Genomic DNA, 23,858 nt, shown 5'->3' with positions numbered 1-23,858 from the left:
ACCGTGGGCTTGTGAAGGCGCCTGAACCACAAACTGTCGTGTGCCGGGCCTCATCCGCGCAAGCCAGCCATGACCTGCGCGAACGGGCCGCAGCCTGAGGTATACCTAGTCGTTCGCGTTGGCCCCACGGAAACCGGTGGCGACCACATAGGTTTCGGAGGATTCGGCACGGCTGGCCGGCGGCTTGGCGTGGCGCACCGTGGCGAAATCGCGCTTCAGCCGCTCCAGCAGGGACTTCTCCGCCCCGCCCTGGAACAGCTTGGCGACGAACGCCCCGCCGGGGGCCAGCACCTCCTCCGCGAAGTCGTAGGCGGCCTCGGCCAGCGCCATGATGCGCAGATGGTCGGTGGACTGGTGCCCGATGGTCGGCGCCGCCATGTCGCTGAGCACCACGTCGGCGGGACCGCCCAGCGCCTCCTTCAGCCGCTCGGCGGCACCCTCCTCCAGGAAGTCGGCCTGCATGGTGGTGGCGCCGGGCACCGGATCCATGGGCAGGATGTCCAGCCCGACGACCTTCCAGCCCTCGCGCTCGGTCTGCACCTTGTCCACCGCCACCTGGGTCCAGCCGCCGGGGGCCGCGCCGAGATCGACCACACGCTTGCCCGGTCCCAGCAGATGGAATTTCTCGTCCAACTGCAACAGCTTGAAGGCCGCACGGGAACGGAAGCCGCGCTTCGTCGCCTCGTGCACGTAGGGGTCGTTCAGATGCCGCTCCAGCCAGCGGGCCGAGGAGGTGGTGCGCTTGGCCGCGGACTTCACGCGGACGGTGGCGCGGCGCCCACCCGGCTTCGAGGAGGACGGAGGCTTTCCAACCATGGTCTCACATTTCCTTAATAGATTTGCCGCGCCGACCCGATCAGTTCCACGAGGATACCCTCGCGCAGGCCGCGGTCGGCGATGCGCAGGCGCTCCACCGGCCAACAGTCGCACAGCGCGTCCAGCACCGCGCATCCGGCGATCACCAGATCCGCGCGGTCCTGTCCGATGCAGGGATGCCGCGCCCGCCCGTCGAAGTCCAGCGCGACGAGACGTTCAATGACCGCGCGGGCGTGGTCGATGCGCAGAAAGCTGCCGTCCACCGCCCGCCGGTCGTAGCGGCAGAGGCCGAGATGCACCCCGGCCAGCGTCGTTACCGTGCCGGAGGTGCCGAGCATCTGCACCTGCCCGGCCAGCACCCGCTCCCGAATGCCGTTGCGCGCCTCGAAGGAGGCGATGGCTGAGGCCACCGCCTCCACCATGCGCCGGTACATGCCGTGGTCAGCGTCCGCGCCACCGAACTGCTCGGTCAGGCCGATGACGCCGCACTGAATGGACGTCTGGTCGAGGATGCGCGGGGGCCGCCCGCGCTCCACTGCCAGCCACATCAATTCGGTCGAGCCGCCGCCGATGTCGAACACCACGGCATAGGGCACGTTCGGGTCGAGCAGCGACGCGCAGCCGGCGAGCGCGAGGCGCCCTTCCTCCTGACTGGAGATGATTTCGATGGCGATGCCGGTTTCGCGCTCCACCGCATCGATGAACTCGTTGCAGTTGCGGGCGCGGCGGCAGGCTTCGGTTGCCACCGCACGGGCGGCGGTGACGCCGCGCCGCTCGATTTTGGATCCGCAGATTTTCAGGGCGGCGAGGGTGCGCTCCATCGCCGGGTCGGACAGCCGGTCGTTCCGTGTCAACCCCTCGCCCAGCCGAACGATCCGCGAAAAGGCGTCGATGACGCGGAACCCGCCGGGAATTGGACGTGCGATCAGCAGGCGACAGTTGTTGGTGCCGAGATCGAGGGCCGCGAAAACCGGGCGCGCAGGGGCCGACGAACGCAACCGTCCGGTGTCGTTCTGCCGTTCACTGTGCACCTGAAGGTCCACGTCTCCTCCCCGCCATGCTTAAGGGAGTCATCTTAACCCGGTTTCACGTCCCAGCGAAAGCCCACGAATGGCATTGATTTGTGTCCGCGCGCCCACACCAAGGTGCCAGCCGCGAAAAAAGAGCTATACAAGCCCTGCCCGCTTTGCTAAAAGGGCGGCCCACGACGGGACGCGGCGCAGCGCCGCTCCCGGTGACGGTCTGGGGGATCGTCTAGCGGTAGGACAGCGGACTCTGACTCCGCCAGCCTAGGTTCGAATCCTAGTCCCCCAACCAACCTTTCCTAGAAATCCTTGTACTACAGGCACTTAGGGAAAAGCCAAGCGGCTAGTCCCCCAACTGTGCCATCGGCCTGTGCCAACGACGGTTCGGCGCCCTTCACGGGGAGTGCCGGGGATGTCGCTTGGGGTTCATCTCTACCGCCGCGGAGCCGTCTACTGGTGGCGCCGGGTCCTGCCGGCGTGTGGGGCCGCGGTCGGAGATGGCGGCACTCCAAAAAATTTCTCGAAAAAAATCGCTGGTCGAGAGATACGCCTCTCCCTGCGGACAAATATGCCCGGCCTCGCACGGCAGCGAGGGCGGCGTCTCAGCGTCGTGGTCGATGCCGTGCTCGCACTCCTCGGCGAGGTCATGCAGGCCGGCACCATCGACACCAGCGCGCTCCGCGCCCTCCTCCAACCGATCCTGCTCGGCGAGCTGGAACGGGCGGAGGTGGCGCGTGCGCTGGGCGGGGAGCGGGGCCCGGAGGAGATCGCCCGGCGGGTCCAGGCCGAACTCGACGCCGTCGCCACCATCGAGGACGCCGTCCGGCACAACCGCCTTGATGCCGCCCGCACGGTGCTGGAGCGCGCCGTCACCGTCGGCCTGCCGGTGCCGGCGGCGGAGACCGCCGAGCACAGCTATCTCGCGCGGCTGGTATTGCGCGGGCTTCCCCGCGTCCACCGCATCAACGCCGAACGGGAGCAGAACCACTACGACGACGACCTCGAGGACGTCCTGCCGCCCTTACCAGCCAGCAGCATGGCGGTCGGCATGCCGGCCGGCGCGCCGTCGGGCAATGCGGTTCCCGGAATCGAAGGTCGGACCGCCATCGTGCTGGCGCCGCAGGCGCCGGTGCCGGTGCCGGTCGTCATGCCTGCGCAGGTGGCGGCGCAGCTCCCCTCGGCCGCGGCCCCCGTGGCATCAATCGACCCCGTTGAACCCAACGCCAGCCCGGTGCCCGTCCGGACGGAGGTGGAAGCCCACCCGCACTCCCAGGCCGCTCAGCCCGCCGTCGCTGCGGCGGCGTCCGAGCTCGTCACGACCTCCCCTGCCGTAGCTCCAGCGAGCCCGATCGGCGGCCCCTCTGCCACCATTGTCGGCCGGACGCCCGAAGCGACGGAGGCGGATGCACGCTCCCAGCCGCAGAAGTCCAGCCCCGCAAAGGACTGGACGATCCAGCAGGCCATGGGCGAATGGGTCCGCCGCCGTCAGCGAGATACGAACCCCTTCAAGACAGCGTCTCTGTGCAAGGAGGAGGAACGGAACTACCGCGTTGCCGCGGAGCTGTTCACCAGCCTCATCGGCGACCGCCGTGCCGTCGAGGTGACGGAAGAAGACCTGTTGCGGTGCCGGGGGGAACTACACCGGGTTCCGAACCTGTTCGGCCGCGGCACCTATCGCAACATGACCGGCGCCGAGGCCGTCGCCAGGGCCGACGCGGTGACGGCCTCCCAGCAGGCTGCGGTGATGGCGCATGCGGAGGACGGCCAGATCGACCGCGACAATCTGGCCCACGAGATGCGCGACGCGGAGGTACCGCGCCTGTCGATGAAGACCGTCAACAAGCACCTCGACAAGATCAAGGGGCTGCTCCGCTGGCTCCGGACCGCGATGAAGGTGGCGATCGACCGGGACCTGCTTGATCTCAAGATCCGCTACGATCAGAAGGATATCGGACGCGCGGCCAACGCCGATCGGGAAGCCTTCTTGAGCGCGGACATCCGCAAGCTGTTCGCCAGCCCGTGCTGGACCGGCTGCGCCGGGATCGACTACCGGCATCGTCCAGGCTCCAGCACGGTCAAGGACGCCAAGTTCTGGATTCCGCTGCTGGCTGCCCTCGAGGGGGTGCGGCTCGGCGAAGCGGTGCAGGTGCTAACCACCGACATCCAACTGCGCTGCTTCGATCAGGAGGACTTCACCGACTGGGATGTGGATCTCGATAATCCGTCGGGTCCGTGGCCTCGCCTGCGGCGGTTCTCGCCCAAGGACGCGGACGGTGTTCCGACCGTCGGCATCTGGTGCATCGACGTCATTCCGGAGGACGGCAAGAGCGTGAAGACCCCCTCTTCTAAGCGGATCATTCCGATCCACCCGCTGCTGCTCGAGCTCGGCTTCCTCGACTACGTCGACGCCCAGAAGCGGGCCGGCAAACGGGACCTGTTCCCCGGCCTTCGGCCGGAAAAGGCGACCCGCGCCGGCGAAAACCTTGGGGAATGGTTCAGCCGTTACCTCGAGTACATTGGGATGAAGCGGGAACGGCTTTCGTTTCATTCGTTTCGCCACAGCTTCGACACGCACCTGTTCAACCGCGAGGTTCCGGATGTCCGGGTGAGCGAGCTGATGGGGCACGCCCAACACGGGCAGACCCGGAATCGCTACTACAAGGGCGCGCGGCTGGCGAAGCTGACCGAGGCGATCGCGTCGATCAACTACCGCCTCCACACGGCCATGGTCGACGGCCAGCTGTGCCTGGTGCTGCCGCCGGGCGCGTGAGTGGGGACGCTTCCGCAGGTTCGGAGGACGCCCTCAGCGTGTGAACCGATCTTCCCTTCCCGGCGCCGCATGGACGTGGTGCCCTCGGTAAGGAACGGAACGCATGACCGACACGATCGACACGGAGTGCATGATCCTCGTCGCCACGCTGAAGCGTGATGTGGAATCGCTGAAGAAGGTGAGTGAAGCAGCCGCGGATGCCATGCTGGCTGTCTATCGGACGGCGGTGCCGCTGGCGAAACACGAAGAGTCGCTCGAAGCAATGCTCGAGGGGTTGAATCAGGCGCCGGACAAATCGCTCGAGCTGACCAAGGCGCTTCGTAGCCTGTCCCGTCGCGTGGAGAAGGATGAGATCAGCGGGCACGAGTTGGCAGAAATCCTCGCCCGCAAACACTATCTCGATCGCCGAGGCTACAGATCCTGGACTTTCGCTCCGCTGGTGCCGGAACGCGATCCGGCGCCGGGCAAATAGCGAGATCGGTCAACTTTCGCCTTCGCGACCGGGTGTGGGAACGCCCGGTCGACTTTGCGTGGAGCCGGAGGTCGCTTTCAACCGGATTACGTTTGGCAGCAGGCGATCACTTTAGCTATCCCCCAATCGAACACCTCGATAAACCGGTTTTTCTGGCTGGTTAAGGCCATGTAACGGTGTTTGGCTGGCAAGAGGCCGGAAATTTTTGGAACAGAAGCCGGATTTTCGCTGAAAATGTGGAAATATGAGGCGGTTTTGGCGCTACACGGGCGCAGTTCGCCCCTCAAGCCAGATCAGGCGTCGGAAATTGTAGGCGAGGTTGGCGATGCCGATCTTCACCGTCGCGCGGCCAAGGCCAATGGTGCGGATGAACAGCGCCATGCGTTCCTTCTGTTCGGCGAACACATGCTCGACGGCGGATCGCACGGCAGAGCGGGCGCGGTTGGCGCGCTGGTGCGGCCCCGGCATTGGCCGTCCCTTCGGCTTACGGAAATGCACCATGCTGCGGCGGCCCGCCGCCGCGATGGCCGCTTCGTTTGCCTTCGAGCGGTAGGCGCTGTCCGCCCACACACGGCTGTCGAAGGCGTCCGGGTTGAGCAGGCCCGGCAACTGCGCGCCGTCGTGCCGCACCGCGTCGGTAACGGCAAAACGCCGGATCAGGCGGAACCGGCGGTCGATGTTGATGTGCGACTTGTAGCCGAACGCCGGGATCAGCAGCCCTTCCACCATGCGCGTCTCCGAACCGTCGAGCGTCGGTCCCGGCTTCGCTTTAACCCGTCCCCGCTTCACCGTCCAGCGCGCCTGCGTGTCCTTCTGGCGCGCCTTGGCCGGCGGCCAGGGCGGGTTTTCACCGTCACGGATTTGCCGCTTCTCTTCCCGGGTCAGCCGCTGCTTGGGCGCTTCCACGATGGAGGCGTCGACGATCTGGCCGCCCAGCGCGAAGTAGCCGCGCTCCTTCAGGTCCGTGTCGAAGCGGACGAACAGCCCCTCCATCGCTCCCGCCGTCACCAGGGCCTCGCGAAACAGCCAGATCGTCGTCCGGTCCGGAACCCGGTCGCTCAACCCCAGACCGAGGAACCGCATGAACGACAGACGGTCGCGCACCTGGTACTCCGCCTGCTCGTCCGACAGTCCGTACAGCGCCTGGAGGACCAGGATCTTGAACATCAGTACCGCGTCCAACGGCGGCCGACCGCCCCGGGAACGATCCTTGCGCCCCAAGGCCGCGTCCAGCGTCGGACGGAAAACCTCGAAATCCACCACCGACAACAGACGCTCCAGCGGATCGCCGCTTTTGCTCAGCTCCGCGTAGCGATCCTGAAGATCGAATAGCCCAGCTTGACCGCCCATGAGCCCTTCCTCCCCCGCCCGCAAGCCAAGGGAATCACCACAACGCCAAACGCGCTACCGTTTTTCGAAGTGCCCACTTGGCAATGCGGACAGCTCTCGGCCAGACGGCGCTCGGTGTGATCGGGATCCGGCGCGAGCGGGCGGGCGACACCAGGTCGGGACGGCCGCGGCTTGCGCCGCCGCTTCGTCTTCCGGGGCTTGCCCCCGGGGCCATCCTGCGAGGGCGGGATGTGGGAGTTTGCCGAGGTCTTCTTCGGCTTGCCGACCAATGCTTCCAGTTCGGCAATCCGTGCTGCCATGCGCTCGATCAGCGCCGCTTGCTCGACGAGCAGGGCGTCCTTCTCAGCGTCGCTCAGGCGATAGCGCGGCGGAACCGTCATCCCGCCTTTGACTCACGTCAGCCCCTGCAACGCAACACCGGAGCGTCACCCCACCCCCAATGCGCGCTACACTGAGCCGGCCCGAGCCAGCGCTACGCGCTCAGCCAGCCCGGTGAGCAAATACCTTGGGCGAGCACCGCCGCAGGCGGGTCCACGGTCCCGAAGGATCGTCGAGATCGACATTCCAGTCGGTGAAGTCCTCCTGATCGAAGCAGCGCAACTGGATGTCGGCGGTCAGCACCTGCGCCGCCTCGCCGAGCCGCACACCCTCGAGCGCAGCCCGCAGTGGCCATGGCACCCAAAGACCAGATCACCGCCCTTCCCGCCACCGATATGCCCGCTCCCGGCCGCCTTCATCATCGCCCTGTTCGGGACTGCCGCCTGAAGGTGCTGTAGCCGAGAATCTCCTCACCCTTCAGTAGAATACTCTACAAGACTTGCAGAAGTGTGACAAAAAGGCACATCGAACCAAAATGAAGATTCTGATAGCAACGCGATATAGAAATAGAATCCTAAAGATTTCTCGTACAAAAGAAAAGAATATCCCCAAGCTTTCTCTCTCAGAAACCCTTACCAGCGCTTACATCGACCAAAGTCGGCAATTAATATCGAGGCAGGTAAATTGAAACCTATCGACACCAAATTAACTCAGATAGATCGCTCGTTTTCTGCTTTGACAAAAGTCTTTTTCAGTTAAAACTGAAAGCATATTATCTTAACGCAAACAGAACACTTCGGTTTTCGCATAACCTCACTAATCTGAAGGGAAAATCAATGAACCTCTTTCCGCGTATCATCTTTTCTATTCCCATTGCCCTTCTTTCGGCATGTGTTGGCAACGGCATTTCACCGTTCGGTGTTTCGCCGGACGAACGGCAATTCAATGCTGCCCTGTCTCAGTTTCAGGCCTGCGATGATCAGATCCAGAATCAGTCGGGGATGGACGTTTTGAACGTGCGATCTCCTGAGCGTATTTCCAGTATGAGCCAGGCCAACTACAACGATCCATCCTACCCTGATGGGCAGAACCGTCAGGCCATGAGGACTTATCTGGCCATTGGGCGCAACTGTGATCGCGCGTTCGACTCTGTCGCTGGATCGCCGTCGATGGGAGGATTCGTCGTCGCCATCCGCACATCCCGGGACCGTTTCTGGTCGGTCGGCCAGAATTTTGCCGACGGCCGCATGACCTGGGGCCAGTTCAACCGCGCCCGCGCCGAGATGGACCGTATTCATCACGCGGAGATCGAAGCGGCAAAGCGCACATCCATTGATGGCCTGCGTTCCTCCTGCCGGGATTGGATGCAGCAGAACGCCGCACCCGGTTACGTGCAGGATTGCATCGGAAACGGCTATCGTGCGCTGCCTGCGCCAAATGGCTACGGCGCGCCCACGGTCAACCAAGGCTATGTGGGCAGCACTCTACCCAACAGCGGTCAAGGCTACGTCGGCAGCACCCTGCCCAACAGCGGTCAAGGCTATGTCGGCAGCACCCTGCCCAACAGCGGTCAAGGCTACGTCGGCAGCCCGCGAGTGAAGTGAGAGATCCGGGCGGCCCATCGGCGCGTCGCCCGGAGACGATAAACCTGCATGGACGGCGCGAACCGACGCGCGTCCTTCCAGACGCGCTCTTCCCGAGGAGACAGACGCATGAGCTTTTTCTTCCGCCACGGCCTCGCCGCGGCCTTCGCCGTAACTGAACTGGCGACGGTCGCCGGCGCCGCTTGGGCGACGGAGCAGGTGGCGTTGGACGACCCGGCCTACGCGGACGTGGTTGATTGGATCGACAACCACTACCATGGCCGGCTGCGTCACGCCGAAGCGGTGAAGGGCGACATCGACGGCGACGGGAACGACGACGTCGTCGCCATCTTCAATGTTCACGCCGGCGGCGCTTCCGGCGAGTATCAGCACATGCTCGTCATGAAGGGGACCGGAATGGGCTACAAGCCGGCCGGCGTGCGCGAGCAGATTGTCGGGGTGAGTCCCCACGACTTCATGATCGGGCCGGGCTTCGTCGAATACACGGGCACGATCATGGGACCGACGGATCCTCACTGCTGCCCGCGTACGCTGCAGCGCTTTCGGGTGACGGTCTCGGCCAAGGGTCTTTCTGACTCAAAGCCGGTGAAAGGGAATGCGTCGCCGCCGTCAGTCGGCGGAAATGCGCGGCCATCATCGCCGCCGTCGCCTCAGCCGTCCTCTGGTGGAAAGGCGCCGCTGCCGCCGCCGCCAGGGCCGATGCCGGTGCCGCGCGACGCCCGCGATGCAGCGTCGTTGAGCGCCTTTCTCGCTTTCGTCAAGGCGACGCAGCCGGAGCGTCTGCGCCTCGGTGACGTGCTTGGCCGCCTTGGCGCGGCGCAGATTGCCGCGCAAAACGGGGCACCGCTGAACGTCCCGGTGATGCCGGACCGGCAGGCCCCGCCGGTCTCCGTCACGCCGTTGCGCGACGGCGTTTCCGGCACCGAATGGTGCCGCCAGTTTTCCGGACAGGCCGCCGGGGTCTCGGCGTCCTGGGTCGGTTGTCACGGCACCTCCGGCATCTGGCGCTATCTCCAGATGCCGGGCTGAACGGGCACCGTCGCCCCTTTGAAGCTCGCGCTGCCGGCTGTCGCGGTTCGCCCGTGAACGGGCGCGCCGCACGAAGGAACCACGGCCCCGAAGGCGGATGGCAGGGCGCAGGCGGAAGTTCCACTTCCGCTCCAATCATTGCTCACGCCGCGCCCAGGCCCCCCGCTCACCGACACCGCAGCCCCCGCCCGAAGAATCGCCTGATCAAATGCCAGGCCTGCGATGCGGTTCACCGCCAGCAGGGCTGGCTGATGGTCCGTGGCAGGGCGGCGGCGCAGCCGCGCGGGCCGACCGGGCGAGGACGGCGTCCCGGCCGAAGGCTCGTCGCAAACCGGCTCACAAGGCAGCGCACGGATTTCCTTTGCGGTCGGGCCCCTTGCCGCCGTCGCGGCAAGGAGCGGCTCCGCTTCGACGTTCAATCCAATTCGACGGTTTCGCGGGTCCCGGCCTTGGTCTGGCAGGAGAGGCTCGGCTTGGCGGTGCGCGCATCCCAGCCCATGCGGCAGTCGTCCATGTCGCGATACCCGACGACGCGGAAGCTGCTGCGGGGCACATAACCGGACACGCCGGAGAGACTGATCTGGTACCACCCCGAATCATGGATCCGGGCCGACACCTTCGCCCCCTTCTCCAACCTGCCGAGTTCCTCCTTGTCGGCGAAACGGGGGCCACTGAAGACACTGAGATCCTTGACCGCAAGCGCCACGATGGGAAGATCTTGCGGCGCTGTGCGATGGGACGCCACCGTCTGCGCAGGCGGCTGCCCCGCAGGCCTCAGACCGGTCGATGCCGACGGGGCAGCAGGCGGACGCGATGGAGACGACTCCGCGGGCGACGGGGATGGGACTGGCGCGACTTCTGTCGTCTCGGCGTTGCGGGATAGGGCATAGACCTGCTCGATCATGCCCTGCAGAGCCGGCCGCAGCGTCTGCTCGATCACAGGCATCGCATCCGAAGCCTGCTCCACCACAGCGATCGCCCCGTCTTCGACCTCCGCGCGCATGTCCGGCGGCATGAACTGCCAAGCGCCGAGTGCCACACCGGTCGCCACCGTGCCACGCAACATCGTCCTCTTCAGGCGCTGGCGCCACATCCTGATCGGCACCGGCTTTTTTGGTGGTCGTGGCAGCTTGGGCGGCATGGGCACCTGCCCGACGGGCCCCGGTTTCGCCGTGGGCGGCTGGGGTTTGACTGTATGGCCGAGCCTCGCGCACAGGCCACAGGTGTCGCCGAGCCTCCAATGGTTCTCGTCGTTCCGGCATTCGAACGTCCGTGGGTCGGTCAGTTCGCGCAGGGCCGCAACCCATTCGCCCGGGCGCGGCGGCGTCGTGTCGCCGGAGAAGGCCCGGTCGAACAGACCCCGCAGCTTGGGCGAAAACCACGTGTGGATGCTGTCCGGGTCGGGCTTGATGTAAGGGTTGTCCTTCATCCCATAGGGATAATACCGCCCCCCGTGCATCAGCCGGGCGCCCAGTTCCGCCGGCAGCGTCGCGATGCCGGTCTCCCGGCCGGACATTGGGTGGAGCGATTCGTTGAGGAGCTGGAAGATGATGATCGCCAGCGCGAACTGGTCCTGAAGTCCGGCGCTGTCGTTGATCGATGTGCCATCGAACGAGACGCTGCCGTCGGCACCCAGCGTGGCGGCTTTGGGGTGCAGAAATTCCGGCGTGGCCAGCGTCGCGTCATGGCGGCGGCCGTCCGGTCCGCGGATCTGAAAGCCGTCGCAATCCACCAGCACGACGTAAGCCGAGCGCTTGGAGTCGCTGGTGTCATAAACCAGCGCGTTCTGGGGCTTTAGATCGATAACGTAGTGGCCGATTTCGTGCAGGCCGTCCAGGACGATGGACAGGTTCAGCGCCGCGTACAGGCGCAGGCGCAGGCTGTCCGGAATCCCCCGGCGCACGCGCTGCGTCGGGCGGGTCACCTGCTGCAACGTCCAGGCGTGGCCGAAGTCAACGACCGGCATCGCGAAGCCCCGGAAGCCCCCGCCTTCGGTGAGGATGCCTTCCGGCCAGGCCATCTGGACCGTGCCATCCGGCGTTTTGACGTTGCGCGGCGGCCGGGCGACCATCGCCCGCACCTTCTCGGCGTGCTCCGCCGCCGTCGCCGGATCGTTGTAGAGCTTCAGCGCGAGGTTCGGCAAAGCCGGGTGGCGGTAAACGGTGCCGGCGCCTCCCCCTCCCAGCCTCACAGCCGCGGCGGTGAAGTCGCGCAGAACGGTCTGCCCCATAAGGCCTTCGTAGACGATGTCCATGCGGTCAGCCGGCCGGTTCGCGGCCGATCCAAATCAGAGTCTTGTCGTCGCCGCTGATGCGGCGGGCGTCCTTGCTGCCGAGCGTGCCTTGCAGCGCCCGCGCCGCCGCCTCCGGATCGCTGGAGTACAGGAAGCGGGACACCGGCCCCATGAAGTCCGGTTCCAGCGCCGTGCCGTCGGCGGAGATCACGAAAGGCATGGCGCCGTCGGTCATCGCCACCGCCACGCCGCCCTCAGCCAGGGGGGGCGCTTCGGTGACGCGCAACTGGTCCCGCCAGTCCTCCATCGTCACGAACCAGGTCTGGTTCGCGTACTCGCCGTTGCGCGGCTCCGACAGGACGACGTCGCCCCAGGCCGCCGCCGGGGCCACCGCGGCCAAGCCGTCGCCCACATGGGCGAGCAGCGTCCGTTCCGGTGTCGCCACAAGAGCGACCAGGGTGGCGTGGCAGTCCTCCAGATCCAGACCGTCGGCCAGCAGCGATCCGCGGGCGAAATCAACCGCCTGGAGAACCAGCGCGCGAAAGGTCTCGACGCCATCGAAACTCGCCGCCGGCGCGGCCAGGAAGGCCGAGGCGACCATCGACGACACCCGCGTCGACCCGGCGCGGGCTTGCCGCGCCGACCCCGCCCCGTCGCATACCACCGCCACGGCGCGGCCGTCCTCGGCACCGAACGCCAGCGCGTCCTGTCCCTCCTGGTTCTTGGCTTCGTGGGAGGGGCCGCGCACGCAGGCCCCTACAAGGCGCCACCCGGCTGCGATCAAGCCACCGGGCGCGCCTTCGCTGTCGGTATGGTGGAAGTCCATCGGCCGGGTCAGAGCGTCGCGGACATCCAGCCGCTCGGATTGGCCATGGAGACCTGCTGGCCGGACGCCTTCTTCGAGCCGGACTTGGCCGACTCCGACATCCACTTGAACATCTCCTTGAACTTGCTCTGCTCCAGGCGGACCGGCTGGCGATCGGGGGTGCAGAACTGCGACAGCGGCCCCAGGTTGACCTGACGGCCGATGCCGATCGCCCACAGGATAAACTTCTTGTCGTCCTGAGCCTGACGGGCGCGCGACGCGATCTCCTGGATGTCGTCGGTGGGCTCGCCGTCGGACATGACGAACAGCCAGGGCCGCTTGTAGGTAACGCCTGCCTGACGATAACGCTGCTTCTGGTCCTCGATCATCGACATGGCCATGTCGACGGCCTTGCCCAGCGGCGTCGAGCCGTTGGCGCGAACCGTCGGAGCCCGGAAATCGGCGGCGTCGGTGAAGGGGACCAGGGTTTCGACCTGATCATCATCGCCCATGCGGACGATCGCGACCTGCACGGCGTCGCAGGCGTCGTCGTCGTCCTTCAGGTCCGCCGCGAGCAGCTTCAGGCCTTCGTTGAGATCGGCGATGGCGCCGCTGTGCCCCATCGACAGCGATCCATCCACAACCACGACACAGGGAAGGCGCTCCGCCTTGTTCCTTTTCAGCGCGACATCGGGAATGAGTTGTTCATCCATAAGGCACCTTCAGGCTGTGAGCCGCGGCAGGAAACCGGGCGGGGAATACACCCGTAAAACGCGCAGGCTTGTTTGCTTTTGAAAACGTTCAAGGCCGACTTTCTATTTCAAGAAATCCTGCGCGGGAAGCAAAATGTTCGCTGCGTCCGGCGCAATAAAAATCAGCATTTTGCGCACCGACCGCAGTCGAGCCGTTCGCTTTGGCGCTTGGCCAAACCGATGGATTTCCGATCGAAATCGTCATCATTTTTCCGGCATACACGGGCAATCTGCCAACGTCAATACGCTAAGCCACGGTCCTTATACCCTCGTTAGCGCTGCGCCAAACCGCCGCAGTGATTGAAGGTTGAGCCAATTTGGCCGAATGTGCATCTTTAGCGGTTTCACCACGCGAGAAATTTCACCGCAAGAAACTGTTGTGTTTTATGGTTAATAATCACTTTCTTTTTTCTGAGCCTTGATCAAAGCCTTCACACAGCGGAAAATCCACTTGCGAGTCTTGGACTGATTTGTTTTGTTTTCCACAACGCAGGCGACCTGCGCCGCGAATCATTCTCAAGACGCGCAAGAGGTAATTGCAGATGCCCTCCCTCGCGAAACTCAGCCTGCGCTCTTCGGTTGCAGGCTGGGCGCTCCTCGCCGCCATGCCGACTGCTCTGCTGGCCGCCCTGCCGGCCTCCGCCGGCGCGAGCTACCAGATCCAGTGCCAGGAGGCGGGCAAGCCCTGCCGCGAGACCGAGACGCTGCTGCCGTTGCGCGTGCTGCCGCGTCCGAGCGCCAGCATCTTCAAGTCCAAGGACGCCTCCCCCGGCAACGTCGCCGTCGAGAACGTGCCGGCTTTCCGCCCGCTGTTCGTCTTCGCGCGCGAGGAGGTGGACTACACCGACCCGACCAACCCCAAGGGCTGGTATCAGGTCGGCGGCGGCGAAACCAAGCCGGAGGGCTGGATGCCGGCCAAGGATGTCATGGAGTGGCGGCAGGCGCTGGTCGTCGCCTACACCCACCCGGGGGTCGGCAAGGAAGCGCGCCATCCGGTCCTGATGTTCGACGACCAGACAGCGCTGGAGCGGATCGCCCTGGGCAAGGACCGGGAGTCCGAAGCCGGCAAGATCTATGAGTCGGTCGAGAAGGGCGAAAAGCCGAAGTCGGTCGTGTCGATCGAGCCCAAGCGCTTCGCCGACATCGAAGACAACTTCTATGTGCTGCCCGTCCTGGACTTCAAGTCCGTCACCAAGTTCGACGACGAGGCGCGGCTGCTCCAGCTCGCGGCGGCCGTTCCGGGCAAGCGGTCGGACGAGAAGAACCAGACCACGCTGGGCAACGCCGCCTACGCCCAGGCGAGCACCGCAAAGGCCACCCTGTCCGGCGACGCGGCCAAGGGGCTGAAGGTCGACATCGTCTTCGTGATGGACCTGACCGGCTCGATGGGGCCGTTCGTGGAGAGCACGAAGACGGCCATCACCGACCTCACGCGCGCCATTACCAAGGATCCGATGCTGAAGGAGGCCGTGCGCTTCGGATTCGTCGGCTACCGCGACGACCTGCGGGTCGAGCCGAAGCTGGAATTCGTGTCGAAGAACTTCACGCCCAAGCTGCTTCAGGACACCGATTTCGTGTCGGTGATCGAGCAGCAGGTCCGCGCCTCCGCCGTCAGCAGCGACGACTACGCCGAGGAAGGCTACGCGGGAGTCAAGACTGCGCTGAACGAGACCGCCTGGACCGACGGCGCTCTGCGCTTCATGGTCATGGTCGGCGACGCCTCGGCCCATGAGCCGGGCCACAAGCAGAGCACCACGCACCTGAGCGCGGCCGAGTTGCGACACATGACCAACGACCAGCATGTGTCCGTCTTTTCGATCCACCTGAAGGCGCCGCGCTACGCCAAGGATCACCCGAAGGCGGAAGAACAGTTCTCGACGCTGGCCAACAACCCCGGCACCAGCGCTCCTGCCCTCATCTCCCTCGATGCCGACAAACCCGACGATTACGCGACGGCGGTCAAGGTGATTTCCGGCCAGCTCGCCCAGTTGGTCGAGGCGGCGCGCAAGGGCCGCGAGGTCGTTCCGGACACACTCAGCGAGTCGGTGACGGTTCCGTCGTCGACGGCCTCCGCAGCCCCCGCCGACGGGGACGGCGAATTGAAGGACGAAGGCTGGAACCCGGAAGCCCGCCAGAAGGAGCTGCTGGGCGCCCAGGCCGACAAGCCGGAGGTGAAGGAGCAGGCTCAGAAGATCAACGAGGTCGCGGCGGCCGCCCTCATCAACTATCTGGGCGGCGACACCGTCCGCGACCTGACCTTCTGGGCGATGGACCGCGACCTGATCGACCCGAGCAAGAAGGCGCTGGACGTCCGCGTGCTGGTCAGCAAGACGGAGTTGAACGACCTGATCGGCGCCCTCCAGAAGGTCACCGATGCGCTATCCACCGCGGAAGTGGCGCAGCTGGAGTTCTTCACCGCGCTCCAGTCGGTCATGGCCCAGACGACCACCGGCACGCCGATCGACTTCGAAAAGGCGCAAAAGCTGGCGCAGACCGAGCTGATGCCCAAGTGGATCGAAAAGCTGCCGTACCGCAGCGCGATCATGGAGATGAACAACGCCACCTACGAGGCGCTGACCCCCGACGAGCGCGTGACCCTGGAGCAGTCGCTCCAGTCCAAGCTCCAGTACTACGTCGAGGTGAACGCCAACGTGGACGCCTGGAAGGTTCTGGACGGGCGCGGCACCGACTCCGCGAAGGTCTACGCCCTGCCGCTCGACGCCCTGCCCTGATCCAAGGCGCCGTCCGGTCCATGACCACCACGATCCGCAAGCTCGCGTCCGTCGCCACGGCGGCGGACGCCCTCTTGTCCGTCCGCGACCTGCGCAAGGCGCGCAGCCAGGCCGACGCGCGCTTCGAACTGCACGTGCCCGACTTCGCCGTCGCGCCCGGGCAGTTTGTCGCCATCGTCGGCGACAGCGGTTGCGGCAAGAGCACGCTGCTCGACACGCTCGCCCTGGTGCTGCGGCCGACGTCCTGCGCCGGCTTTGTGCTCGGCGCCGGGCACGGCTTCCCCGCCGCCGACCTCCAGGATCTCTGGGCGCTCGGCGACCAGGACAGGTTGGCCGCCATCCGGCGCACGCAGCTTGGCTACGTGCTCCAGACCGGTGGGCTGCTGCCCTTCCTCTCGGTGGAGGAGAACATCCGCCTGCCCACCCGCCTTGCCGGAGCGACCGCCGGCGGGGAGGAGATCCAGGCGCTGGCGCAGCGCATCGGCATCGCAGGCATGCTGTCCAAGAAGCCGCAGCACCTGTCCGGCGGTCAGCGCCAGCGGGCGGCGATCTTGCGCGCGCTGATCCACAAGCCGCGAATCATCCTGGCCGACGAGCCGACCGCCGCCGTGGACAAGGCCCGCGCCGGCGCCATCGTGGCCGATTTCGCGGCCCTGGCCCGCGACCGCGGCACGACCATCGTCATGGTCACGCACGACCACGACCTCGTCCGTCCCTTCGCGGATGCGACCTACAGCTTCACCCTGTCGCACCCGTCGCCGACCGAAGTCCGCTCGGTCTGCCACCGCCTCTCATGAGGGCGCACCGATGACCAGACGCGCCCCCTCGCGCCCCGCCGGCACGCCCGAACGCTGGACCATCGGGCGGCTCGCCCTGGCCGACCTGCGCCACGAATGGATCCTCAGCCTGTGCATGGTTCTGGCGCTGGCCGCCATCCTGGCGCCGCTGCTGCTTCTGCTCGGGCTGAAGAACGGCACCATCGAGACGCTGCGCAACCGCCTGGTCGAAGACCCGGTCTTCCGGGAACTGAAGCCCGACGGCACGCTCGCCTTGCCGGAATCCTGGTTCGCGGGCACCGCGCGAGACCCGCGCGTCAGCTTCGTGGTGCCGACGATCCTGCGCGGTTCTTCCATCGTCCGCTTGGCGCCGGAAGGCAGCGACCGCAGCGAGCCGCTGGACCTGCTGCCGACGGCGGGGGGCGACCCGCTGCTTCTGGAAAACAACACGCCGATCCCCGGCCCCGACGAGGCCGTCCTGTCCGCGGACGCCGCCGACAAGCTGAAGGTCGTCACCGGCAAGCGCGTCGAGCTTCAGGTGGCCCGCGTCCGCCAGGGACGGCGCGAGACGGCGACGCAGCTCCTGACCGTGGCCGCCGTGCTGCCGCCGCGCGCGGACCCGCTGCCGCGCGTCTACACGACCCTGCCGCTGGCCATGGACGTGGAGAACTACCGCGAGGGGCTTGCTGTGCCCGCCCGCGGCTGGCCCGGCGGAACGCCCCACGCCCACCAGAGCTTCGACGGCGCCTACGTGCTGACGCCGGAGCGGATCGATCCGCTGACCGCGCGGACGCTGACCATCGGCACCGGCTTCACCCGCATGGACCCGTTGCCCGCGAAAGCGCTGGCCGCGCGGACCGGCATCGCACTGCCGGACGGCTGGGGTGCGCTGACGCTGGAGGTCGTCCAGGCCCCCGTCGGCTGGGAGGCGGTGCGGTCGGTCAAGGACAAGGTGCGCGGCCGCAACGCCGTCGTGATCCCGTTCCTGCACGACAGCACCCTGCAACTGGGCGGCGCGGCGGTGCCGGTGCTTGGCCTGTCGCTGCCGCCGGAGCAGGCGGCGGCGCTCGGCCTGCCGGATCTGCCCTGGGGGCCGTCCAGCGAGGCCCGCCGCTTTGACGAGTACGCCCGTATCCTGCTGCCCCGGGGCATCGCCGCGACCGGGACGGTCGGCGTCCGGTTGTCCGCGGGGGGAATCTCCGGCGTCACCGTCGCCGACCTGCCGGTCCGTGTCGAAGGCGTCGTCGCCGGGCCGCGCGCGATCGTTCCGTCCGAGCTTCTGGGCGCGCTGCGCACCGCCACCCAGCGTCAGGTCGCCCACGACCCGGCGCAGGGGGCGCTGCTCCTGGCCCCCGCGGGCTACCGCGGCTTCCGGCTCTACGCCCGCAGCATCGACGACGTGGCCAGTCTGCACCGGCATCTGCGCGACCAAGGGATCGAAACCAACGCCAAGGTTCAGGCCATCGAGCGCATCCGCACCCTGGACCGCGGCCTGACGCGCATTTTCTGGCTGGTGGCGGTGGTCGGCATCCTGGGCGGCATGGCGGCGCTGGTCGCCAGCCTTTATGCGGCGGTGGAGCGCAAACGGCGCGACCTGTCGCTGATCCGCCTGATGGGCCTGCCGCCACGCTCCGTGTTCGGCTTCCCCGTGTGGCAGAGCGCCATCCTGGCGCTGCTGGCCTCCGGCTTCGCCATCGGCGGCTTCTACGCGCTGGCCTCCGTCATCAACGGGGTCTTCGCGGGTGATCTCGAGCTGGGCGAGCGGCTGTGCCACCTGCCCCCGTCCATCCTGGCCGGCGCCGCGTCGGCCACCGTTGTCGGCGCCGTCCTGGCGTCTTTGTACGCGGCGTGGCGCTCCACCCGCATCGATCCTGCGGAGGCAATTCGTGTCGAATAAACGCTTCACGGTCCTGGCCGCGCTGACCGCCGTCGTCACCGGCCTGTCGGCGCCGGCCTTCGCGAAATGCGACCACGAGGGCGAGGGCGATTCCCGCTTCGACCCGTGCCCGGCCCCGGACGATTTCCTGCTGCCGATGCCTGGCGGCCTGCAGATGGTGTTCCGCAAGATCGCCGTGCCCGGCGAGAACTTCTGGGGCAGCTTCGAGCGCGTCGTGCAGATCGGCGACCCGCAAGGCGAAATCTTCGAAGCCCCGCAGAAGGCAATGGTCGGCGGCTCGTTCCAGGACGACCAGGGCAAGCGCTGGGTCTACCACATCGGCAAGTACGAAGTGTCGAAGGCCCAGGTCGCCGCCGTGCTCGGCCAGGGCGACATGGCAAAGGGCGTGCAGCGCCTGATCGAGATATCCGGCAACCCCGACGAAAAGGATCTCGCGAAGCTCACCGGCGAGGACCTCGACCGCGAGCTGTCCATGCCCATGGCGTGGGTCTCCTGGTACGACGTCCAGAACGTCCTCGCCGAGTACAACCGGTGGTGCTACGCCGACAAAACCTGCCGGTCCAAGCTGCCAACCATCGGCGCGCAGGGCGAAAACTACCGCATGCCCGGCTTCCTGCGCCTGCCGACGGAGGTGGAGTGGGAATACGCGGCGCGCGGCGGCGTGGACAACCCGAACTTCGCCGCGGCCCTGCCCTTCGACCGCAAGGAATGGAAGACCTACGCCTTCGTGAAGCCCAACGCGAAGAGCAAGCCCCGGCGCATCGGCTCGCTGGACGGCGTCAGCGGGCTGCACGACATGTTCGGCAACGTGCAGGAGCTGACCGCAAACCTGTTCCAGGCCGAGCTTGGTCAGGGCAAGACCGGCGCGCTGGTGGCGCGCGGCGGCAGCTTCCTCGACACCGACCGCAGCATCCGTTCCGCGGCGCGGTCGGAGGTCGGTCTCTACCAGGAAAAGGGCGACGCCATCGTCGAGGTGCGCTCGCCCACCACCGGCTTCCGTCTGGCCATCGGCAGCCCGGTGCTGCCGACCAAGGGCTACATGGAACAACTCCAGCGCGAGCACCAAGCCTACATGGAGACGATCCGTGCCAAGACTCCGGCCGGCCAATCCCTGCTGAACGGCGGCGCGCAGGCGTCGAACGCGCTGCAGACCGCACAGACCAGCCTCGTGCAGATCTCCAGCACCATGAGCGAGACGCGCGACCCGAAGCTCGAACGCGAACTGGCCCAGGTCCGCTCGGCGCTGACCGATGCGTCCAAGCAGCTCGACCTGCGCAACCAGGAGGTCTGCTCCAAGTCGCTCGAGGAAGGCGTGTTCTTCGCCACGCTGTACGGCCGCGCCGTCCGCCAGGCCGAATTCTACGAGCGCTTCGCGGCGCTGCGGTCGAAGCGCACCGATCTCAGCGCCACCGACCAGCAGCAGGTCGCCGACGTCCTGAAGAACGCGGCGAGCAACCGCGTCGACGCCGACATCTATTTCGCCAAGTACCAGGAGAAGCTGAGCGAGGTCGGCGGTTGCGGCGACCGTCTGGCGTCCGCCAGCGCTGAACATTTCAAGGCGCAGATCGCCGCCGGCAAGGTCAACCTGGCCGGCAAGGTCGCTTTCGACCTCTTCGCCGACCACCTGGCCGCGCTCACAACCAAGAAGGCCGATTTCGAGGCGTGGCGCGACGCCATCATCCAGCGCTTCAAGGACACCAACGTTTTCAACCAGCTTTGACCGCAGCCCGGTCGGAAGGAGAACTCCCATGAAACGCACCCTGAAGATGTCCGTCTGCACGGCCGTGATCGGGTCGCTGCTGCTCACCGCCTGCGCCACCTCCGGCAAGAACGACGCCACCGTCCAAGGTGGCGTCGGCGGCGCGGCCATCGGTGGCCTCATCGGGGCGCTGGTCGGCGGCCGGCAGGGCGCCCTGATCGGCGCGGCCATCGGTGGCGGCGTCGGTCTGGTCGCCGGCTCGGTCATCGACGAGCGCCGGAACGCCTATGCGTCGGACGAGGATTTCTACGACGGGCAGATTGCGCAGACCCGCGCCCTGAACACCGAAGTCAGCAAGCGCAACGGGTTTCTGCGCGAGGAAATCGCCCTGGACCAGAAGGAAACCAAGCGTCTGGCCGCCCAGGCCAAGGCCGGCAAGGCCCGCAAGGACCAGCTGGTCGCCCAGAAGTCTTCGCTCGACGAGCGGCGCCAGAAGAACACACAGCTGATGGCTGAACTGGACAAGGAACTGCTGGTTCAGAAGGAAGTGCTGGCCAAGGCCGAAACCGCGCCGGGCGGCGCCGCCAACCCGCGCGCGCAGGCGATGAAGGTCCAGGTCGCCTCCCTGGAGAAGGAAATCGGCGAGCTTCAGAAAATGGTCAACGACATGGGCACGCAGAGCGCGACCCTCGGCCAGTACCTGTAAGCCCACGACTCCAAGGAATCCGACATGGTTTTCGTTCGCATCGCGACCCGGACGCGCGTCCTGCTGACCGCCGGCGCCGCCCTGCTCGCCCTTTCGGCCTGCCAGTCCACGCCCCAGCAATGCGATCCGCGGCAGGGCGGCTTCATCGGCGGGGCCGCCGGCCTGATGAGCGGCTGCTACGAACAGCGCGTCGAGGAGCGCAAGCAGACCCTGTCCTCAGCGCAGAGCATCGCGCAGCAGCTTCAGTCCGAGAACAACCGTCTCCAGGGCGAGAAGACCGCCTCGGCCGGCGAGCGGACCCGGGCCCAGGTCCAGCTCGCCTCGCTGGACAAGGACAACGCTACGCTCCAGCGCCGCCTGAACAGCCTCAAGGCATCGACGGAGGAGCAGGCCAGCCGCAAGAAGGCGCTCAACCAGCAGTTGGCCGACATCAACCGCCGCATCGGCGAAGCCCGCGCCAAGGCGAACGCCGGCGGAGCGGACGATGCGGAGGTGCAGCGCGAGGTCGAGCGCCTCACGCGGCAGCGCGATGCCCTCAGCGACGACATCGCGGCGGCGCTCAAGGGGCAATGATGCGCGCTTTCCGCAAGCGGATCCTCGCCGGCGTGGCCTGCGGTCTCCTGGCCGGCGGCGTGGTCGCCTGCTCCGACCCCGGAGCGGCACCCGCCGCCCCGGACGGGGCCGGATCACGCACCGTCACCTGGGTCACGCCGAACCGGCCGGCGCAGGCAGCCGCAACACCGGCGGCCGGTGCTCACCTGACCGACCGCATGGACGCGGCCACCCTGCGCTGGCTGGCCGAGGAGATGGCCCGGCTGGGCTATTACGGCGGAGCGACGGACAGCCCGGACGCCGCCCGTCTGGTTGCGGCGGTGCGGGCCTTCCGCCTCGACTCCGGCCTGCCCACCCAGGGACCGCTGGTGGACGAGGCCCTGCAACGCCGGCTGGGCAGCGCGCCGTCGCCCGGCGCGGCGCGGGAGAACCGTGTCGTGGTCGTCGAGGAGCTTCGCTGCGAAGACACGTCCGGCGACTGGGCGCTGATCTATGAAGGCGAACGGGCGGCCGGCTCGTCCGCGCCGAACGGCCTGGTTCCGGTCCGCATCGACCGGCGGCTGGGCTTCCGCCATCACCCCGACGCGCCCGACGGCGTCGACTCGACAGACTGGTGGTGCGTCCCGCACCGGCGCATCTGCCACAGCCCCGTCAGCTTCACCGATTGGGGGGGCAAGCAGCAGCCGGGCGCCGTGGTCGGCTTCCACCCCAGCCGCATCCTGTCCGGAAACGGGTCCTGGGAGAGCCAGCTGGCCGCCCTCATCGTCCAGCAATGCGGTCGCACGGGCGAGGTGGCGCGGTGAAGCGTGCCATCCTGCTGTCCGGCCTGCTGCTGGCCGCCGCTCCGGCGTGGCGTGCGACCCCGGTCCTGGCCGGGGCCGGGGTCGATTTGGACTCGGCGGCGCTGATCGTCTCGGCCAACCATCTGGCCCGGCCGGAGCCGGCGCGCATCCCGCGCCGATCGGTGGCGGCGTTCCAGGACTATCTCGCGACGTTGGACCCCTATTCCCGCTATCTGACACCGAAGGACGTCGCAGCGCGCAAGCCGGCGGGCGCCACGCACCGCGGCATGGGCGCCCTGGTCACGGAGACGCCGGACGGCCTGCTGGTCGTTCCCCTCCAGGGCAGCCCGGCGGCGGCGGCCGGAATCTCCGGCCCGTCGCTCCTTCTCGCCGTGAACGGGCGGACGCCGCCCGCCGACGTCGATGATCTGCGCATCCTGCTCGACACCCTCGGCGAGGTGGAACTGACGCTGCGCGATCTCGTGACCGGCCAGCGCGCCACGCGCCGCGTTCCCTTGCGCGCGTTCGAGATACCGCCGGTCGAGACCCTGATGATGAACGGGCGCACCATCATCCGCCTGCACGTGTTCGAGAAGGGACGGACGGTGCCGGCCTTGCGCGCCGCGCTGTCCCGCGCCGCCTCGGGACCCGGCGCCCCCATTCTCGATCTGCGGTACGCCAAGGGCGGTGACCTGCTGGAAGCCATCGACGCTGTGTCGCTGCTCCTCGACCGCGCCGTGCCGGTCGCCGTGACGCGCGACGCGACCGGCCAGGAGACACCGTTCCGGAGTCGCACCGGCCAGAACGTGGTTGCCCCGGTCGTCTACCTCCTGGTCGGCCCGCAGACCGTCAGCGCCGCCGAGGTCTTCGTCCGCGCCCTGACGCACTGGCGGTACGGCTTCACCATCGGCCAGACGACCTACGGCAAGTGCGTCGCCCAGAAAACCTTTCCGCTGCCCGACGGCGGCGGGCTGGTGCTGACGACGGCGCGCATCCTCGACCCCGCCGGTGTGGACTGCGCGGGCAAGGGCCTCAACCCCGACCTGCCGGTGGCCGGAAACATCCACGACACGGCGCAGGTGCTGCGCACGCTCGACGCCTTCCTCGACGACGCGCGGGTCGTGTGCCGGGTCGCCCCTCTGCCGGACCGCCGGGCGGCCCCGCAGGCGGAAGACGAACTGGGCTGGAAGAACGGCCTCGGCCGGATGCGGCCGGTCGTGCTGAACGGGCCGGGCGGCGGGCAGTTGTGCCTGATGCCGCCGCTGCCCGCCGCCGCCGCCGCCGCCGTGCGGCGCGAGCAGGCCCGAACCGTCACGAGCCCGCTCGACCTGCGCCACGCACCGCCGGCCGCCCCGGCAGCCGTCTCCCCGGCTGCCATCACGCGCCCGGCGCCCACGCGGAGCGCTCCGAAGGTCCCGTCGAAAGCCGCTGCAGCCCTGCCACCGGCCCACGACGACGCCACCGACCCGACGGCGCCGCTTCGGCCGGCCAACCGCGACGACTGAACCGCCGTCCAGCCCAGGACGACAGAAGCAGAGAG

At 67.3% G+C, this 23,858-nt stretch carries 20 protein-coding genes, 1 tRNA gene and 1 pseudogene; 13 read left to right on the top strand and 9 right to left on the bottom strand.

Translation table 11 applies throughout. The annotated features are described in order from the left end of the window. Positions 1-105: 105 nt before the first annotated feature. Positions 106-816, bottom strand: coding sequence for an RlmE family RNA methyltransferase (locus tag AC1DVI_RS24140; protein WP_476960123.1), 711 nt, complete (start codon positions 814-816; stop codon positions 106-108). Positions 817-830: 14 nt separating this feature from the next. Further along, entirely contained in the window at positions 831-1,859 is a 1,029-nt protein-coding gene (locus AC1DVI_RS24135) for a Ppx/GppA phosphatase family protein (RefSeq protein ID WP_149165314.1), read from the bottom strand. A gap of 200 nt (positions 1,860-2,059) precedes the next feature. Between AC1DVI_RS24135 and AC1DVI_RS24130 the strand changes: the two genes are divergently transcribed. The 3 genes from AC1DVI_RS24130 (at position 2,060) to AC1DVI_RS24120 (ending at position 5,083) form a co-directional block, all read left to right on the top strand. Then, positions 2,060-2,133, top strand: a tRNA-Gln gene (locus AC1DVI_RS24130). A gap of 318 nt (positions 2,134-2,451) precedes the next feature. Then, entirely contained in the window at positions 2,452-4,611 is a 2,160-nt protein-coding gene (locus AC1DVI_RS24125) for a site-specific integrase (RefSeq protein WP_476960122.1), read from the top strand. Between the two features lie 103 nt (positions 4,612-4,714). Continuing rightward, the gene (locus tag AC1DVI_RS24120; RefSeq protein WP_476960121.1) at positions 4,715-5,083 is read left to right on the top strand and encodes a hypothetical protein; all 369 of its coding nucleotides are present in this window, start codon (positions 4,715-4,717) and stop codon (positions 5,081-5,083) included. Between the two features lie 261 nt (positions 5,084-5,344). Here the strand turns inward: AC1DVI_RS24120 and AC1DVI_RS24115 are convergent, their stop codons facing one another. From AC1DVI_RS24115 to AC1DVI_RS24105, 3 genes and pseudogenes are all read right to left on the bottom strand, one after another. Then, positions 5,345-6,433 (bottom strand): IS5 family transposase, encoded by a 1,089-nt coding sequence (locus AC1DVI_RS24115; protein ID WP_476960120.1) that lies wholly within the window; start codon positions 6,431-6,433, stop codon positions 5,345-5,347. Between the two features lie 65 nt (positions 6,434-6,498). Continuing rightward, positions 6,499-6,813, bottom strand: a pseudogene (locus tag AC1DVI_RS24110) (IS66 family transposase); the annotation flags it as partial. A 100-nt stretch (positions 6,814-6,913) separates the two neighbouring features. Then, positions 6,914-7,054, bottom strand: a complete 141-nt coding sequence (locus AC1DVI_RS24105) for a hypothetical protein (protein WP_476960119.1) — start codon at positions 7,052-7,054, stop codon at positions 6,914-6,916. Positions 7,055-7,587: 533 nt separating this feature from the next. On the opposite strand from AC1DVI_RS24105, the gene AC1DVI_RS24100 reads away from it, so the two are divergent. Both AC1DVI_RS24100 and AC1DVI_RS24095 read left to right on the top strand, forming a co-directional pair. Continuing rightward, positions 7,588-8,355, top strand: a complete 768-nt coding sequence (locus AC1DVI_RS24100) for a hypothetical protein (protein WP_476960118.1) — start codon at positions 7,588-7,590, stop codon at positions 8,353-8,355. 108 nt (positions 8,356-8,463) lie between these two features. Beyond that, a complete protein-coding gene (locus AC1DVI_RS24095; protein WP_476960117.1) occupies positions 8,464-9,384 on the top strand; it encodes a hypothetical protein in 921 nt (306 codons plus the stop codon). Positions 9,385-9,799: 415 nt separating this feature from the next. On the opposite strand, the gene AC1DVI_RS24090 is transcribed toward AC1DVI_RS24095, so the two are convergent. From AC1DVI_RS24090 to AC1DVI_RS24075, 4 genes are all read right to left on the bottom strand, one after another. Further along, entirely contained in the window at positions 9,800-11,638 is a 1,839-nt protein-coding gene (locus AC1DVI_RS24090) for a hypothetical protein (protein WP_476960116.1), read from the bottom strand. Between the two features lie 4 nt (positions 11,639-11,642). After that, complete coding sequence (locus AC1DVI_RS24085; protein ID WP_476960115.1) at positions 11,643-12,365, bottom strand: PP2C family serine/threonine-protein phosphatase; 723 nt, start codon at positions 12,363-12,365, stop codon at positions 11,643-11,645. Positions 12,366-12,451: 86 nt separating this feature from the next. Continuing rightward, entirely contained in the window at positions 12,452-13,135 is a 684-nt protein-coding gene (locus AC1DVI_RS24080) for a vWA domain-containing protein (protein WP_476960114.1), read from the bottom strand. An 88-nt stretch (positions 13,136-13,223) separates the two neighbouring features. Further along, a complete protein-coding gene (locus AC1DVI_RS24075; protein WP_476960113.1) occupies positions 13,224-13,379 on the bottom strand; it encodes a hypothetical protein in 156 nt (51 codons plus the stop codon). Positions 13,380-13,716: 337 nt separating this feature from the next. Here AC1DVI_RS24075 and AC1DVI_RS24070 point away from each other — a divergent pair, with 337 nt between their 5' ends. Genes AC1DVI_RS24070 through AC1DVI_RS24035 form a run of 8 tightly spaced genes read left to right on the top strand, consistent with a single transcriptional unit; the run spans position 13,717 to position 23,823 of the window. Further along, on the top strand, positions 13,717-15,906 hold the full coding sequence (locus tag AC1DVI_RS24070) for a vWA domain-containing protein (RefSeq protein ID WP_476960112.1): 2,190 nt from the start codon (positions 13,717-13,719) through the stop codon (positions 15,904-15,906). A 20-nt stretch (positions 15,907-15,926) separates the two neighbouring features. Continuing rightward, positions 15,927-16,703 (top strand): ABC transporter ATP-binding protein, encoded by a 777-nt coding sequence (locus AC1DVI_RS24065; protein ID WP_476960111.1) that lies wholly within the window; start codon positions 15,927-15,929, stop codon positions 16,701-16,703. 10 nt (positions 16,704-16,713) lie between these two features. Next, positions 16,714-18,579: an ABC transporter permease gene (locus AC1DVI_RS24060; RefSeq protein ID WP_476960110.1), complete on the top strand. Its 1,866-nt coding sequence runs from the start codon at positions 16,714-16,716 to the stop codon at positions 18,577-18,579. Continuing rightward, the gene (locus tag AC1DVI_RS24055; RefSeq protein WP_476960109.1) at positions 18,569-20,299 is read left to right on the top strand and encodes a formylglycine-generating enzyme family protein; all 1,731 of its coding nucleotides are present in this window, start codon (positions 18,569-18,571) and stop codon (positions 20,297-20,299) included. Before AC1DVI_RS24060 ends, AC1DVI_RS24055 begins: the two co-directional genes overlap by 11 nt. Before the next feature lie 28 nt (positions 20,300-20,327). Next, positions 20,328-20,984, top strand: coding sequence for a glycine zipper domain-containing protein (locus AC1DVI_RS24050; RefSeq protein ID WP_476960108.1), 657 nt, complete (start codon positions 20,328-20,330; stop codon positions 20,982-20,984). A gap of 24 nt (positions 20,985-21,008) precedes the next feature. Further along, positions 21,009-21,557 (top strand): hypothetical protein, encoded by a 549-nt coding sequence (locus AC1DVI_RS24045; RefSeq protein WP_476960107.1) that lies wholly within the window; start codon positions 21,009-21,011, stop codon positions 21,555-21,557. Beyond that, positions 21,557-22,339, top strand: a complete 783-nt coding sequence (locus AC1DVI_RS24040; protein WP_476960106.1) for a hypothetical protein — start codon at positions 21,557-21,559, stop codon at positions 22,337-22,339. The genes AC1DVI_RS24045 and AC1DVI_RS24040 overlap by 1 nt, the downstream gene beginning before the upstream one ends. Next, complete coding sequence (locus AC1DVI_RS24035; RefSeq protein ID WP_476960105.1) at positions 22,336-23,823, top strand: S41 family peptidase; 1,488 nt, start codon at positions 22,336-22,338, stop codon at positions 23,821-23,823. The genes AC1DVI_RS24040 and AC1DVI_RS24035 overlap by 4 nt, the downstream gene beginning before the upstream one ends. Positions 23,824-23,858: the final 35 nt, after the last annotated feature.

Source organism: Azospirillum sp. P4_B5 (assembly GCF_056402275.1).
Note: the sequence above shows the minus strand (reverse complement) of the source record. Positions and strands in the feature narration are given on the sequence as shown.

Excerpts from the sequence above, each read along its gene's own strand:
- AC1DVI_RS24140 (WP_476960123.1), bottom strand. The coding sequence starts at position 816 with ATGGTTGGAAAGCCTCCGTCCTCCTCGAAGCCGGGTGGGCGCCGCGCC.
- AC1DVI_RS24120 (WP_476960121.1), top strand. The coding sequence starts at position 4,715 with ATGACCGACACGATCGACACGGAGTGCATGATCCTCGTCGCCACGCTG.
- AC1DVI_RS24115 (WP_476960120.1), bottom strand. The coding sequence starts at position 6,433 with ATGGGCGGTCAAGCTGGGCTATTCGATCTTCAGGATCGCTACGCGGAG.
- AC1DVI_RS24100 (WP_476960118.1), top strand. The coding sequence starts at position 7,588 with ATGAACCTCTTTCCGCGTATCATCTTTTCTATTCCCATTGCCCTTCTT.
- AC1DVI_RS24095 (WP_476960117.1), top strand. The coding sequence starts at position 8,464 with ATGAGCTTTTTCTTCCGCCACGGCCTCGCCGCGGCCTTCGCCGTAACT.
- AC1DVI_RS24090 (WP_476960116.1), bottom strand. The coding sequence starts at position 11,638 with ATGGACATCGTCTACGAAGGCCTTATGGGGCAGACCGTTCTGCGCGAC.
- AC1DVI_RS24080 (WP_476960114.1), bottom strand. The coding sequence starts at position 13,135 with ATGGATGAACAACTCATTCCCGATGTCGCGCTGAAAAGGAACAAGGCG.
- AC1DVI_RS24075 (WP_476960113.1), bottom strand. The coding sequence starts at position 13,379 with ATGACGATTTCGATCGGAAATCCATCGGTTTGGCCAAGCGCCAAAGCG.
- AC1DVI_RS24070 (WP_476960112.1), top strand. The coding sequence starts at position 13,717 with ATGCCCTCCCTCGCGAAACTCAGCCTGCGCTCTTCGGTTGCAGGCTGG.
- AC1DVI_RS24065 (WP_476960111.1), top strand. The coding sequence starts at position 15,927 with ATGACCACCACGATCCGCAAGCTCGCGTCCGTCGCCACGGCGGCGGAC.
- AC1DVI_RS24060 (WP_476960110.1), top strand. The coding sequence starts at position 16,714 with ATGACCAGACGCGCCCCCTCGCGCCCCGCCGGCACGCCCGAACGCTGG.
- AC1DVI_RS24050 (WP_476960108.1), top strand. The coding sequence starts at position 20,328 with ATGAAACGCACCCTGAAGATGTCCGTCTGCACGGCCGTGATCGGGTCG.
- AC1DVI_RS24045 (WP_476960107.1), top strand. The coding sequence starts at position 21,009 with ATGGTTTTCGTTCGCATCGCGACCCGGACGCGCGTCCTGCTGACCGCC.
- AC1DVI_RS24040 (WP_476960106.1), top strand. The coding sequence starts at position 21,557 with ATGCGCGCTTTCCGCAAGCGGATCCTCGCCGGCGTGGCCTGCGGTCTC.